The following is a 13,403-nucleotide window of genomic DNA, read 5'->3' as shown; positions in this document are numbered from 1 at the left end:
GTCCGCCGGATCAGAACGTGCGGCCGGTGCACCGGCACGTCAGGATGGTCCGGCGGCATGTTGACGCGCACGACCGGCACCACCGACACCCAGGTCATGAGGAGCCAAGCCAATGAGCACTGCAGCGCAGATCGGCGTGACGGGACTCGCGGTCATGGGCCGCAATCTCGCCCGCAACTTCGCCCGCAACGGCTATACGGTCGCGGTGCACAACCGGACCGCGTCGCGCACGCGCGCGCTGGTGGAGGAGTTCGGGAGCGAGGGCGACTTCGTGGCCGCGGAGACCGCGGAGGAGTTCGTGGCGGCGCTGGAACGCCCGCGGCGCCTGGTGGTGATGGTGAAGGCCGGCGACCCGACCGACGCGGTGATCCAGGAGTTCGCACCGCTGCTGGAACCCGGCGACATGATCATCGACGGGGGCAACGCCCACTTCGCCGACACCCGCCGCCGGGAGCGTGCGCTGCGCGAGCAGGGCATCCACTTCGTCGGCACCGGCGTCTCCGGCGGCGAGGAGGGCGCCCTCAACGGCCCGAGCATCATGCCGGGCGGCTCGAAGGAGTCGTACGCGTCGCTGGGCCCGATGCTGGAGAAGATCTCCGCGAAGGCGGCGGACGGGGCGCCCTGCGTGACGCACGTGGGACCGGACGGCGCCGGGCACTTCGTGAAGATGGTGCACAACGGCATCGAGTACGCCGACATGCAGCTGATCGGCGAGGCGTACCAGTTGCTGCGGGACGTCGCCGGGTACTCCCCCGCCGAGATCGCGGACATCTTCCGCACCTGGAACACCGGCCGCCTGGACTCGTACCTGATCGAGATCACGGCGGAGGTGCTGTCGCACGTGGACGCGGCGACGGGCAGGCCGTTCGTGGACGTGGTGCTCGACCGGGCGGAGCAGAAGGGCACGGGGCGCTGGACCGTGCAGATCGCGCTGGACCTGGGGGTGCCGGTGTCCGGCATCGCCGAGGCCGTCTTCGCCCGGTCGCTGTCCGGGCACTCCGCGCTGCGGGAGGCCTCGCGGGGGCTGGCGGGCCCGAAGGCCACGGCCCTGGGAGGGTCGGAGGCCGCCGCCTTCGCCGACCGGGTGGAGCAGGCGCTGTACGCGTCCAAGATCGTGTCGTACACCCAGGGGTTCCACGAGATCGCGGCGGGCAGCGAGGAGTACGGCTGGGACATCGACCTGGGCGCGGTCTCCTCGATCTGGCGCGGCGGCTGCATCATCCGCGCGGCCTTCCTGGACCGCATCCGCGCCGCGTACGACACGCGGCCCGACCTGCCGAGCCTGCTGTCGGACGAGACGTTCGCCCGCGAGATCGCCGACACCCAGGACGACTGGCGCGAGGTCGTGGCCGCCGCCGTCCGACAGGGCGTACCCACGCCCGGTTTCGCGGCGGCCCTCGCCTACTACGACGCCCTGCGCGCCGATCGGTTGCCGGCGGCGCTGACGCAGGGGCAGCGGGACTTCTTCGGGGCGCACACGTACCGGCGGACGGACCGGGACGGCTCGTTCCACACGCTCTGGGGCGGGGACCGGTCGGAGGTCACGGCGTAGGCGTCGCGGTCGGGCCGTGAGGGACGGTCCGCGGAGAGCCCACGGCGGTGGGCGGCCGGTGTGGTCGCCCACCGCCGTCGCACGATGCGGCTCGCGCCTCTCGCCTCGCGCCTTCCGTCTTTCGCCTCGCGCCTCAGCTGAGGGGTGGCCCCGGTTCCGGGTTCGGCACCGGTTCCGGTCCCGGCGGGATCGGCGACGGGGAGGGCTCCGGCGGGCCCGGATGCGGGGGCGGCGCCGGCTGCGGCCCCGGGCCCGGGCCGGGTCCCGGGGGCTGGGGCGTCGGCTCGGGTCCCGGGCCCGGGGGTGGCGGGGTCGGTACCGGGCCGGGGCCCGGTGGTGGGGGCGTCGGGTCCGGGCCCGGCCCGGGCGTCGGAGGCGCGGGGGTCGGGTCCGGGCCCGGAGTGGGCCCCGGGGTGGGCCCGGGCGGGACGGGGTCCGGATACGGGTTCGTCATGGCGGGTCCTCCGGCCAGTCGGTCGACAGCGGCTCTGGACTTGTCCCCCGCCTACCCGACTGCGGTGTCCCCACTCACTCCCGCGTATGAAGGGCGGGGCCCGAGTGGCCGAGGGGGCCCACGGTCCCTCGGGCCGCGGACGGGCCGTTCCGGGCGGCCTCCGCACCGGCGGCCAGTCCCGGCCCGGGACTGGCCAGCACCGGGACCCGGGTGCTCGTCCACCGCCGGGCGGGCGCCATGGACGCCTGGGCCAGGACGATCGCGTCGGCGTCGCCGGCCCCGTCCGCGGCGGTCGCCACCAGACGTGCGTAGCCGTCGGTGTCCCCTGCCTCGAAGCACGGCCAGGCACCGTCGACCAGAAGCGTGCGCACCTCGACGGGGCGCCCGGCACGCCGGGCCTCCTCCTCGACGAGCGTCCGGGTCGGCGCGAGCGTGCTCTCCAGCGCGGCGAGGACGACGACGCGCGGACCGGCGGCCACCGCGGCGGCGGCCATCGGCCGGTCGACCCGCAGCACGGGCACCCCGGCCCCGTCGGCGGCCTCCTCGGCGACGCCGCCGATGGTGGAGCAGGTGCACAGCACGGCTCGCGCTCCCCCGGCGACGGCCTGCCGCAGCGCGGCCAGCACGTCGGCCCGCACCGCCTGCGGCCCCTCGCGCCGGGCCCGCTCCAGCAGCCCGGGGTCGACGTGGTGCCGCAGTTCCAGACCGGGGTGCTCCTCGTCGCGCAGGGCGTCGAAGACCGGCACGTGGACGGGCGAGGTGTGCAGCAGGGCCAGCACGCGTACGGGCTCCTGGTCCTTGTCGTTCGGTCTAGCGGTCCTCGTCGTTCGGTCCTGCCGTCAGAACCGGTCGGGATGGGCCACGAGCCATTCCCTCGCCGCGCGCAAAAGCTCGGGATCGGCGGCGGGGGCCTCGTCCGGGTGGCGCTCGGCCCACTTGACCACGTAGGGGCACAGCGGGGCGACGGGGACGCCCTCGCCCCTCGCCCTGGTGTACAGCTCGCGCGCCAGCGAACCCGCGATGCCCTTGCCCTCGTGCGCCGGCTCCACGACGGTGTGCACGGGGACGAGGGCGCGCTCGGGGGCGTCCAGGACGAAGTACTCGATGCGGCCGACCACCTCGCCGTCGCCCCACGCCTCGAGGCGGCCCGCCGCACGGTCGTCACGGATCTCGATGTCGCTCACGGGCACGCTCCTCGTACGGAGTGGGGTCAGGCCGAGACGGCCTGAGGACTGCGCTCCTGGTCTGATCCCGGCACCGGCTCGGACGGGTCCGCACCGAGCTTCACGATGCGGTTGTCGTGGTCCACGTGCACGACCCGCGGCTTCAGCGACCGCGCCTCGGCGTCGGTGACCTGAGCGTAGCTGATGATGATCACCAGGTCACCGGGGTGGACGAGGTGGGCCGCGGCCCCGTTGATCCCGATCACACCGGAACCCCGCTCGCCCTCGATGACGTAGGTCTCCAGTCGGGCGCCGTTGGTGATGTCGACGATGTGCACGAGCTCACCGGGCAGCAGATCGGCGGCGTCCAGCAGATCGGCGTCGATCGTCACGGAGCCGACGTAGTGCAGGTCGGCCTGGGTGACGGTGGCGCGGTGGATCTTGGACTTGAACATAGTGCGCAGCACGTTGGACTCCTAGAAGTCGGCTCCCTGCCTGCTTTGTGCAGGTCAAGGGCGGTGTCGACTGTACACCGGAACACGCCGGTCGAGAATTGTGAGGAACATCGCTCCGCTCGGGCGAGACGGCTTCACACCTGGGCTTTCGCGCCGCACCGGCGTCTGTTCAAGCAATCCTCCAGGAAAGGCCGACGGCTCATGCTGACCGGATGCTGACTTGCCTGACGACACTTCAGGTGGACAGGCGCTGCCTCGAGCACTGGGCCATCCTCGGCACCGGGCCCCGAAAATGTTCAAGCCACCCCGCCGCCTTGCGCCACCAGGTACCGGTGTCTGACTGCCCGTGTAGAACTGGCGCTCTCGGAGAGCACACCGGAAGACCTTGCTCAGTAGCAGGCAGATGAGGCACGGGTACGGCGGCTGCGGTTCTTGCGCACGAACCTGTATGAGCAGCCTGACCTTTTCATGCCCGACCGGATCGAGCGGCAGGGCGATTGGCCGGGCGCTGCGCAGATTGCCAAAACTCGTTGAGTCAGGCCGGGAGGAGTGGTGATCAGCGTGGAGGACTGGGCGGAGCTCCGCCGGCTTCACCGGGCCGAGCGGATGCCGGTGCGGGCGACCGCGAGGAAGCCGGGGATCTCGAGGAACACCGTCTGCAGGGCGATCGCGGACGACGCGCCGCCGAAGTACCAGCGGGCGCCGAAGGGCTCGATCGTGGACGCGGTCGAGCCGCAGATCCGTGAACCGCTCGATCAGTGGCCCGATATGCCGGCGACGGTGATCGTTGAGCGGATCGGCTGGGACCGCAGCCTGACCGTGCTCAAGGACCGGGTCCGAAATCTGCGGCCGGCCTATCGGCCCGCGGATCCGGCTTCGCGGACAGGCTTTGGGAGCGGGAGCGGGATGCAATGTTTGACCGTTGCCGCAGCCCAGCTTCGCCGTGAGTCCACTGCGGGGCATCGCTCAGCTGCCCCTCGCGATGCCCCCTTCTCAGGCGTTCTCGTCATGGATCCGCGCACCCAGATCCTCCGCCCACTCCAGTGCCCACGCCTTGAGTTCGTCGATCTGGCGGGAGGTGAGCCCATACGCGGTGTAGTCCTCATCCTCGTACCACTCCGCGCCAATGAGCCTGTCCCGGAGGTCTTCAAGGCTGAACTCGTCGTAGGCACGACGGCGGCCCAGGGATTCGAGGTCGGCGGTGGAGCGGTGGCGGGAGGCAGCTTGGACGTCGATGAGGTCACGGACGGTGCCGCGGTCGGCGAGGGCACGGACCTTGGTGCCGATCACGTCATCGAGGGAAAGAACAGGGCCGTAGGGGGTCTGAGCGGGAGGGGCCCAGAACGCCTCCTTGAGGACGTCGACCTCGCACTCCTCACCGGTGTCCGGCTCAGTGACGAGGAAACGGCCGCTGAGCGGATCGGTCTGGACGTGCGTGGTCCGCCATCCGCGCTCGCTGAGACCCGCTGTGAGTGAGGCGACGATCTCCTGCATCGGAGCGGGGTTCTCGGTGGCGACGTCGAGGTCGCGGCTGAAGCGTTCGACCAGGCCGTGGGCCTGCACGGCGTATCCGCCGGTGAGGACCAGAGGGTAGGGGGAGCCGATGTCGAGGATGTCGGCGAGGAGACGCTCGTGGAGCGGAGTGAGCTTCACGCGGCGGCCGTGTCGGCCGGAGCGGTGCGGAGCAGCTCGGGGAAAGCGTCCTCCCAGACCTCGCGGATGTAGGGGCTGATCAAGCGCCGCAGCACGGGCCACTGCTCGGTGAGCAGCCGGTGGTGCAGGAGTGCCACCAGGTCCTCACGGAGTCCTTCGGCGAGGACGGTCCGGTAGAGCGTCATGCGGGACTTCGGACGGTCCAGGCTGTAGCTGGTCCGCCCGGACCAGACGATGTGGAGCGGCAGGTCCACGTTGCCCTCGACGGGGCCGACCAGCTCCTGCAAGCGCTCGGGCAGCCGGCTGCGGTAGCGGTCCCGCAGTACCTCGGCGCGGGGGGCGGTGATCGTCGAGTCCATGCATCCAGTATCGCTGCTGGGAGGCGGCGGCATGGCGGAAACGGAGCTCCCCTGCCGTATGTACGGGTCGGGCGCCGCCCGCCCCTTTCTCGGACGCTCATCATGGCCTACCCGTACAACCCCAGGTGGCGTAGCAACCAGCTGCCCTGCCGACCTGGGACCAGCCCCGCTCGCGGGCGCGGGTGATCGTGGCACAGCAGGTCAGGAGGAGGACCGCCGCGATGGAGTCGGCTGCGGCTTCCGTCTCGGCGTCGGGAATGACGACGGTCCCGAGGAGGCCCATGGCGTCGGCGCAGTGGACGAGAGTGCACCCGGCGGGCGACGGTCAGGACATCCCGCGGGTAGCGGGACCGGTCGGCCGCCCGCGCCGACGGCCTGATGCCCTGCTCGCGGACCGCGGCTGCGGCCATGACACGTACCGCCGTCTTGTGCGGGCTCTCGGCATCACACCGGTGATCGCCGAGCGTGGCGAGGACCACGGCAGTGGCCTGGACGTCATCCGGTGGGTGGTCGAGCGCACGACCGTCTCCCTTTTCGGCACGCCTTCCAGATAGTCCGTTTCTCCGGTCCTCCCTGCCGCGCATGTCGCGTTCCCATGTCGGAGAAGGAAACGGGAAACAGCATCGATCGTCTTGTCCGCCCCGGCCAGACTGCCGCACGCTACGTGCAGCGCCGACTCGGCCGATGGCGGGAGGGGTTGGAGGTTTCCGTGCCACAGCCGTCCACCGGGTTCGGCGAGGAGTTGAGGAAGCGGCGTCTGGAGGCAGGGCTCAGCCTCACCGCCCTGTCCGGCTCCGTGCACTACAGCAAGGCGCAGTTGAGCAAGGTGGAGCGGGGCCTGAAGGCCCCCAGCCGTGATCTCGCCCGCCTGTGTGACGCCGCCCTCAGGGCCGGCGGGGCCCTGCTGTCCCTGCTCGCATCAGAGACCACCAACCCGCCCGTCGATCCGGCGCCGGGCTTTGTCCACGAGGAGGACTGGATCATGCAGTTGTCGCCGGACGGCCCGAACACCTTCCAGCCCTTAAGTCGACGGGATGCCATAGGCGCCGGTGCCGCTTCGCTGATGGCGTGGCGGTCCGACGGCGCAGGCCCGGCCTCGCCAGCCGCGGGCGCGGACATGGTGGAAGCCTCCCGCTCGCTGTTCACCCACTACCGCAGACTCGGCCAGACGGTGGCGCCCGGTCTACTCCTGCCCGTTCTGATCGCACAGACCCACACCCTGCGGGAACTGTCCGCCCACTGTGACAGCGGCACCCGTCCCCACCTGCTGGCCCTTGGGTCCCGGTACGCCGAATACGTCGGCTGGCTGGTGCAGGAGACCGGGGACGAGCGGGCGGCTCTGTGGTGGACGCAGCGCGCGGTCGATCTGGCGGCCGCCGGCGGCGACCGGGCACTGGCGGGTTACGCGCTGGTCCGCCGGGCCCTGGTCACGCTGTACCGGGACGACGCCGAGCAGACAGTCGCTCTGGCCCGTCGCGCGCAGAGCAGGGCCCTGCCCCCGCGGATACGCGGGCTCGCTGCACAGCGCGAAGCCCAGGGCCACGCCCTGGCGGGTGATCGCCGGGCTTGTCTGGACGCGCTGGACCGCGCGCGTGCGCTTCTTTCTCTCCAGGACGAAGGGACCGACGAGCCGGTGATCGGCACCATGCACCTTCCCGATCCGGTCGGCATGGTCACCGGCTGGTGCCTGGTCGATCTCGGACAGCCGCGGGAGGCGATCGAGGAACTGGACCGACAACTCGCCCTGGTCGACGAGGACGCGGTTCGCACCCAGGTCAGGTACGGCGTCCGCCGCGCACTCGCCTACGCGTCGGCCGGCGAGATCGACCACGCCTGCGACCTGGCGGCGCCCCTGCTCGACGGAGTGGAGGCCGTGGGTTCCGCCACGGTCACGGCCGACCTGAGACGGCTCGCCCGCGCCCTGGCGCGCCACGCGAACCATTCCTCCGTACGCCGGCTGGGACCGCGACTCGGCACGTTGTCGCGCCCCTCCACCATCTGAAGGAGTCACTGGCATGCCCCACGTGTTCATCAACTACCGCACCGGCGACGGCGAGCGGACCGCGGCCCTCCTCGACCAGGAGCTGTCACGTCGCTTCGGCCAGGACCGCGTCTTCCGCGCGTCCAGGTCCATCACCCCAGGGGACGCCTACCCCGAGGTTCTCCTGACCGCGTTACGCCACAGCTCCGTGCTGCTGGCCGTCGTAGGACCGGACTGGACGAACTTCCGCAGTCGGCTGCAGGATCCCGACGACTGGGTGCGCAAGGAGATCGAGGCCGCGTTCGAGTGCGGGCTCATTGTCGTTCCCGTGCTGGACGGCCGCAAGACCGACCGGCTGAGCAAAGCGGCCCTGCCCCCGGAGCTGGCGCGGCTCGCCGATCTGCAGTCCGTACCGTTCGACAGCACCCACGACACCGAGGGCGGCGTCCGGCGTATCGGTGATCTGGTCAGCGAGCTGCTTCCCGAGCTGCGGGACCTGAGCGAGCCCGGCGAGCCGTCCCCAGCGTCGGCCACCGTGCACAACTCGATCGGAGACGTGAGCGGAACGTCCGTCCAGGCGGGCGACTTCAGCGGTGACGTCGGCGGCACGATCGTGAAGAACTCCCACGGCACGGTCCACACGGGCAGCGGCAGCGTCTACAACAACTCGCGCCATGTGTCGGGCGACCGCTACATTTCGGGCACCGGGACGACGTACACCGAGGGCGACCACCACGGGGACGTCCACCAGCGGTTCGGGGAGCCGGAGCGGCCCCAGGACGACCGACGGTGAGCACGGAGCACACCACCCGGGTCGAGAGCACGCAGGGTGTCACGCACACGGGCGACGGCCACATCTACGTCAACCTCGGCTCCGCTGCCCATGAACCCCGAAAGCCGGTCTTCCGGCAGCTTCCCGATGACCAACTGCGCTGGACCCGGAGGGTATTAGTCGCTCCGGTCAACATGGGAAGGGCACGCGACACGCTCGAGGAGACGGGCACCGTCATCCTCGACGGTGCTCCCGGCAGCGGTCGCTCGGCCACGGCTCGCGTGCTGTTGCGCGAACACCACCGTCCCGAGGGTGCCTTCCGCGAACTCCTGCCCGCCGAGCGGGACGAGCTGCCGCTGTACGACGACCCGGCTTTTGTCGACCCGGGCGACCGGCTGCTGCTCGACCTGTCCACCGCGGAGGCCGGTCCGTGGCATGCGGCCCGAGGCGGCCTCCCCGCCCTGCGCCAGACGGTGCGCGAACGGCGGGCCCATCTCGTCGTCGTCATGCCGCACGAAGGGGCCCTCGATCCCGACCTGCAGCACTTCCGTGTCGAGATCGGACCGCCGGCTTTCCCCATGGAAGTTCTCAGACGACACCTGCGCGCCCACGGCGTGCCGTACGAGCAGTTCCTCCGGAACGACGTCACTGTCGACGAGTTCCTGAGCGAACACAAACCCATGCGGGAGATCGCCGAATTCGCCGACCGCATACGCCGTGCCCGCGAAACGGCCGGGCCCGGCGAGGGATTCCCCGAGTGGTGCGCGGCCGCGAAACGTGCGCGCGTCGGGCGCCGGGCCGAAGTCGCCGACCGTGTCGCCGCTTTGCCCGCCGCTTCCCAACGCGCCCTGCTGATAGCCGTGTCCATGCTCCACGGCGCGCACGCCGACGTCGTCCACCGGGCGGCCGCGCTTCTGCTGAGCACGGTCGGGCACTCCGAGGAGGAGATTCCGCTCCTCCAGCGCAAGGACCTCGCCCAGCGGCTGTCGGAGATCTCGGCCCGCTCCGGGCCGGACGGTCGCGTGCGGTTCACCGAGCTGGACTACGACTCCGCCGTCCGCGCCCACTTCTGGGACCACATGCCCGACCTGCGGCCGCACCTCGGCGCGTGGGCCGCGCGGGTCGTCGAGTCGAGCGACCCGCATCTCGTGCCGGGCGTCCGCGACGGCCTGGTGGCCCGGCTGGCGGGCGAGTACCTGCGGACCGGGCGGGCGGACACGCTCGCCGCGCTCGCCGAACGGTGGAGCGCGCAGGGAGCGGGCAGAGCCCGGTCGGAGGCCGCGGTCCAGGCGCTCACCTGCGGTCTCGCGGATCCCACCCATGGCAGGGACTTCCGCGAGCGGATCTACCAGTGGTGCGCGTACCGCCGACTGACCGGTGAGTTCGCCCAGGTGCTGGTCCAGGTCTGTGCCGACGTCCTCGCGCTGGACCATCCGGACCACGCCCTGATCCGGCTGCACCATCTCGCCCGGCGTGAGCGCGGCACGGCCCATGCGCTACAGGCCCTGTGCGATCTGGTGGCCGGGAGCCGACGGCTGCGCCGAAGGCTGCTCGACCGGCTGGCACGCGGCGACCTCGCACCGTTCGACCTGGTCATCTTTCTGCGCGTCAGCGATCCGGCACCGCTCACGGACCACTCCGTCACCACCCGCGCTCTGGTCGACGAGGAGGGGGTGAGACGCTCGCTGATCACGTGCTGGCACGCCGTGCTGACCGACGTGATCCCGCGGCCGGAAGGACGACGCGTGGCACCACGGGCAGAGATGCAGAGCTGGCTGCACTGGGCGGCCGAGGGCGCCGGTGACCGGGGGGAGATCCTCCTCGACCTGCTGGTCGCTGCCGCCGACCGATGTGGGGAGCACCGGGGCGCGGCGTTCGCCGCGTTGTACGCGTCCGCACGCCAGGCGGAGTGCGCCTCCCCGGGCGCCGGCGCCCACTCCACCGAGACGACCGACCTATTGCTCTACAAGATCGGCGTGGCACAGAACCTCGGTCCTGCCGCCCCGTCGGCATCGGCCAGAGGGAGTCGATCATGACGACCACACGTAAGACGATGACCGTGTTCCTCACTGTTCTGTGCGGCCTGCTGCTGACCATCGCCGGCCTGGTGCAGCGATGGCCCGGCTGGACCTGGCCGGTGCTGGCCGCGCTTCTTCTCGTGCTGCCCGCGGTGATCTTCCGGGTGGCCTCGCAGCGCCGCGGCCCGGTGCCGGTCAGCTTCGAGGAGCAGCTCACGGCCGCCCCGGTGGAGCGGACCGAGTACCGCGTCAACCGAGTCGCGCTCCCGAGCCTCTGGGACGACTACCACTTCGTCTTCTCGGCGACCGTGCGGTGGTGCTCCGCCGACGGTCCGGGACGTGGGACGGTCGTCAACCCGGCCGGCCTCGCCGTCGATGCGGTCCTCAGCCGGGCCCGTGCGATCGCTGAGAAGCGGGAGCCCGGCCACGCCTCGCTCCTTCAGCACGAACTCGGCGGCGCCCTCAGCAGCATGTGCCCGGATTGCACGGGCCACCTCCGGGCGATGGCGGAGGACATCAGCCTCACGTTGCCCGACGAGGACCAGGAGCGTCTCGACCGGCTCGCCGACGTACGCAAGGACGAGGCGGTCTGGGAGCACCAGCGCAAGTACGAGCAGAGCAAGCGCCGGTATCTGGGCGAGGACGTCCTCAAGGACACCGGCAGCGCCGTCGTGTGGTGGCTCACCAGGAACGACGAGCACGTGGCGAAGACCGTGGCCGACCTCCCCTTGCTGGCACAGCTGACCTCCGCTGCCAACGACACCGACATCCCCGAGCGCCTGCTCGAGATGCTGCCGAACCGGCCAGGAGGACCCTGGACGCCGGGCATCGGCACGGAGTCCGCCGATCTCCCAGCCCGTGAGCCCTCGGCTGCAGACCACCTGTCGGGGTTCTTCGAAGCTATGGGCTTCACGGAGGACGACGACCGGCGGGCGATGCTGGCCCGACAGTTCTCGCAGCTCGTCGAGCAGCACAACCGCCACGAGACAGCGGAGGACCTCCTACGCCGATTCGATCCGCCGAGACCTCCCGCTCCCGAGACCGGAGCGGAACCGGCGTCCGACCCAGGGCCGCCGACCGACACGGTCTGACCGTCGACCGGAAGATTTCATCCCTGCGCATCCAGGAGGACGCGATGGACGCCGAACTGGCCGCGATGGCGGCATCAGGAGCCACCACCCTGGTCTCCCTCATGGTCACTGATTCCTGGACTCACGCCCGCGCACTGATGGGCCGGTTCCTGGCACGTGCGGGCGCGGACACCACCACGATCACCGGCCTGGACGACGCGCGTGCGCGGCTGCTCCTCACGGGCACCGCGGCGGACGGGCGCGCCGCGTCCGGCATCGCGGCCGAATGGCAGACTCGTCTCTGCGGGCTGGTGGAAGCCGGAGCGCTCACCGGCGAGGAACTGAGTGCTCTCGGGGCGTCGCTGCGCCGACTGGCGGCCGCAGCGGGCCGCCCAGCAACGGTGCACAACACCGTCTCCGGCGGCACCCAGCACGGCCCGATCGTCCAGGCCTGCAACGTCACCGGCCTGGCCTTCCCGCCGGATCCGTCCCCGCGCCGGGAATAGTCGCAGAGCAGGGCAACAGGCCCCCTGCCGCGGTGCAGGTCAGCAAACCGGACACCGACCGACCCGATGCTGACCTGGAGGCAGCAATCATGGCTCTGACCTGCGGAAACACCCAAACGCTAGATCTTGGACTTGAACAGAGTACGCAGCACTTTGGACTCCTGAAAGACGGCTCCCTGCCTGCTTTGTGCAGGTCAAGGGCGGTCTTCACTGTACATCGGCATGCCTTCGCCCCGAAGACCTTCAGGAAAATCGTGCGCTGCTGTGACCACGCTTCCCGCCTGCGCATTGCTACGTCATGGAATGCTGCCAACCGATGTCCATGCGCACGGTCGGTGTTCGCGCCGGCACTCCAGCGCCGACCTTCCGCGGCCGGCGCATGGATCCAGGAACAGCGACAACCCCGCCTACCCGGCCGGCGCCTCGATGTCGACGGCGGCGTCCGCCATCCCGTGCTCAGCCGGTCGCGCGGCGGACGAGCAGAACATGGTCGGTGACGGTGGCGGACTGCCCGCCCGGACCCATCGCCCGGGGGTCTTGCGCGCAGGCCGGTTCGACGGCCCACGCAGCGGTGGGCAGTGCAATGTCGGCGTGGACCTCGTCCGGGGTGGGGAGGTGTGTGTCCTTGTCCTGGTTCCAGGACAAGGGAGCGAGAGAGCCGTGGTCGACGACGAGGAGCCGCCCGCCTGGTCGCAGTGATTCGGCCGCGGCGCGCAGGAGGGCGCTCCGGGTCAGGTCGTGGCAGTGGGCCGAGACGATCTCGTCGAGTTCTCGGGCACGAGCGACATCGGTGAGCCGGTCCACAGTGGTCGGTGAGATGTCGACCGCCGTGACCCGTCATCCGCGGGTGGCGGGCCACAAGGTGTCTCCGCCGGTTCCGCACGCGAGATCAAGCCCGGTTCCTGGCGGGAGCCCGCCCGCGACCTCTTCCAGTACCGGGTTCACCCGGGTTCCCCAGGGGGCGCCGTCGTCCGCTCGCTCGCGGTAAAGCCTGTCAGAACCGCCGGGTGTGGACGCGGCGAGTTCGTTCGCCGTGGGTCCTTGGGGGCGCTGTGCCCTGACGACTCCTGTTCGATCGTTTCCGCCCGTCACAGGGCGGGGCGGCGTCCCGCTGTCTCCGGAAGTCGGCCTCGCCGCCGTGCTCCTTGACGTTTCGGCAAGACGGGCCCGGTTCCCGCCGCCGAGGGGCGCCTGGGCCACGCGGACCGCGGTCAGCCCGTGACGTACCTCAGGTGCGGGGCGACGCTGCGGAGCTTCTCGCAGGTCTCCTCGATCTCGCGTTCGGGGCTGGACTGAGCGGTGACTCCCGCGCCCGCGCGCAGCCACGTCTCGTTGCCCTCACCGATGAGTGTGCGCAGGACGAGGGCCCGAGGCCGCCTCGGCTCGGCGGCGGCCTGGCCCCCGTTGCTGGACGCCACGG

Annotated in this window: 13 protein-coding genes and 2 pseudogenes; 8 read left to right on the top strand and 7 right to left on the bottom strand. The window is 71.1% G+C overall.

Annotated features, from left to right (window positions below; translation table 11 throughout):
- Window positions 1-112 precede the first annotated feature (112 nt).
- Window positions 113-1,552, top strand: coding sequence for an NADP-dependent phosphogluconate dehydrogenase (gndA, locus tag JHAT_RS03080; RefSeq protein WP_077796453.1), 1,440 nt, complete (start codon window positions 113-115; stop codon window positions 1,550-1,552).
- A gap of 528 nt (window positions 1,553-2,080) precedes the next feature.
- On the opposite strand, the gene JHAT_RS03075 is transcribed toward gndA, so the two are convergent.
- From JHAT_RS03075 to panD, 3 genes are read right to left on the bottom strand one after another with little or no spacing between them, the layout of a single operon-like run.
- On the bottom strand, window positions 2,081-2,785 hold the full coding sequence (locus JHAT_RS03075; RefSeq protein WP_171990718.1) for an aspartate/glutamate racemase family protein: 705 nt from the start codon (window positions 2,783-2,785) through the stop codon (window positions 2,081-2,083).
- A 60-nt stretch (window positions 2,786-2,845) separates the two neighbouring features.
- The gene (locus JHAT_RS03070; protein ID WP_107481809.1) at window positions 2,846-3,190 is read right to left on the bottom strand and encodes a GNAT family N-acetyltransferase; all 345 of its coding nucleotides are present in this window, start codon (window positions 3,188-3,190) and stop codon (window positions 2,846-2,848) included.
- 26 nt (window positions 3,191-3,216) lie between these two features.
- Window positions 3,217-3,636 carry an aspartate 1-decarboxylase gene (gene panD / locus JHAT_RS03065; protein ID WP_077796451.1) on the bottom strand — a complete coding sequence of 140 codons (420 nt, stop codon included), beginning with the start codon at window positions 3,634-3,636 and terminating at the stop codon, window positions 3,217-3,219.
- A 540-nt stretch (window positions 3,637-4,176) separates the two neighbouring features.
- Here panD and JHAT_RS35130 point away from each other — a divergent pair.
- A pseudogene (locus tag JHAT_RS35130) lies at window positions 4,177-4,539 on the top strand (IS21 family transposase); the annotation flags it as partial.
- A gap of 78 nt (window positions 4,540-4,617) precedes the next feature.
- Here JHAT_RS35130 and JHAT_RS03055 read toward each other — a convergent pair.
- On the bottom strand, window positions 4,618-5,277 hold the full coding sequence (locus JHAT_RS03055; protein WP_077796450.1) for a nucleotidyl transferase AbiEii/AbiGii toxin family protein: 660 nt from the start codon (window positions 5,275-5,277) through the stop codon (window positions 4,618-4,620).
- Entirely contained in the window at window positions 5,274-5,636 is a 363-nt protein-coding gene (locus JHAT_RS03050) for a hypothetical protein (protein ID WP_077796449.1), read from the bottom strand. Before JHAT_RS03050 ends, JHAT_RS03055 begins: the two co-directional genes overlap by 4 nt.
- 281 nt (window positions 5,637-5,917) lie before the next feature.
- Between JHAT_RS03050 and JHAT_RS34945 the strand changes: the two genes are divergently transcribed.
- The 6 genes from JHAT_RS34945 (at window position 5,918) to JHAT_RS03020 (ending at window position 11,983) form a co-directional block, all read left to right on the top strand.
- On the top strand, window positions 5,918-6,190 hold the full coding sequence (locus JHAT_RS34945) for a hypothetical protein (protein WP_143660345.1): 273 nt from the start codon (window positions 5,918-5,920) through the stop codon (window positions 6,188-6,190).
- A gap of 155 nt (window positions 6,191-6,345) precedes the next feature.
- The gene (locus JHAT_RS03040; RefSeq protein WP_171990717.1) at window positions 6,346-7,638 is read left to right on the top strand and encodes a helix-turn-helix domain-containing protein; all 1,293 of its coding nucleotides are present in this window, start codon (window positions 6,346-6,348) and stop codon (window positions 7,636-7,638) included.
- A 13-nt stretch (window positions 7,639-7,651) separates the two neighbouring features.
- Window positions 7,652-8,410 (top strand): toll/interleukin-1 receptor domain-containing protein, encoded by a 759-nt coding sequence (locus tag JHAT_RS03035; RefSeq protein WP_077796446.1) that lies wholly within the window; start codon window positions 7,652-7,654, stop codon window positions 8,408-8,410.
- A complete protein-coding gene (locus JHAT_RS03030) occupies window positions 8,407-10,425 on the top strand; it encodes a hypothetical protein (RefSeq protein ID WP_077796445.1) in 2,019 nt (672 codons plus the stop codon). Before JHAT_RS03035 ends, JHAT_RS03030 begins: the two co-directional genes overlap by 4 nt.
- Entirely contained in the window at window positions 10,422-11,498 is a 1,077-nt protein-coding gene (locus JHAT_RS34940; protein WP_216353416.1) for a hypothetical protein, read from the top strand. The genes JHAT_RS03030 and JHAT_RS34940 overlap by 4 nt, the downstream gene beginning before the upstream one ends.
- A 44-nt stretch (window positions 11,499-11,542) precedes the next feature.
- Window positions 11,543-11,983, top strand: coding sequence for a hypothetical protein (locus JHAT_RS03020; RefSeq protein ID WP_077796444.1), 441 nt, complete (start codon window positions 11,543-11,545; stop codon window positions 11,981-11,983).
- A 456-nt stretch (window positions 11,984-12,439) separates the two neighbouring features.
- On the opposite strand, the gene JHAT_RS33650 is transcribed toward JHAT_RS03020, so the two are convergent.
- The gene (locus tag JHAT_RS33650; protein WP_107481808.1) at window positions 12,440-12,787 is read right to left on the bottom strand and encodes a hypothetical protein; all 348 of its coding nucleotides are present in this window, start codon (window positions 12,785-12,787) and stop codon (window positions 12,440-12,442) included.
- Window positions 12,788-13,194: 407 nt separating this feature from the next.
- A pseudogene (locus tag JHAT_RS35125) lies at window positions 13,195-13,350 on the bottom strand (chorismate-binding protein); the annotation flags it as partial.
- Between the last annotated feature and the right edge of the window lie 53 nt (window positions 13,351-13,403).

The sequence above is a fragment of the Streptomyces sp. JHA26 genome (assembly GCF_002005565.1).
In the GTDB taxonomy this organism is placed as follows: domain Bacteria; phylum Actinomycetota; class Actinomycetes; order Streptomycetales; family Streptomycetaceae; genus Streptomyces.
The sequence above is the reverse complement of the archived record's forward strand: the minus strand, read 5'-3'. Positions and strand labels throughout refer to the sequence as shown.

What these genes read in the sequence shown, in the direction of transcription:
- JHAT_RS03020 (WP_077796444.1), top strand. Translation starts at nt 11,543, where the DNA reads ATGGACGCCGAACTGGCCGCGATGGCGGCATCAGGAGCCACCACCCTG.
- gndA (WP_077796453.1), top strand. Translation starts at nt 113, where the DNA reads ATGAGCACTGCAGCGCAGATCGGCGTGACGGGACTCGCGGTCATGGGC.
- JHAT_RS34945 (WP_143660345.1), top strand. Translation starts at nt 5,918, where the DNA reads ATGGCGTCGGCGCAGTGGACGAGAGTGCACCCGGCGGGCGACGGTCAG.
- JHAT_RS03035 (WP_077796446.1), top strand. Translation starts at nt 7,652, where the DNA reads ATGCCCCACGTGTTCATCAACTACCGCACCGGCGACGGCGAGCGGACC.
- JHAT_RS03050 (WP_077796449.1), bottom strand. Translation starts at nt 5,636, where the DNA reads ATGGACTCGACGATCACCGCCCCCCGCGCCGAGGTACTGCGGGACCGC.
- JHAT_RS34940 (WP_216353416.1), top strand. Translation starts at nt 10,422, where the DNA reads ATGACGACCACACGTAAGACGATGACCGTGTTCCTCACTGTTCTGTGC.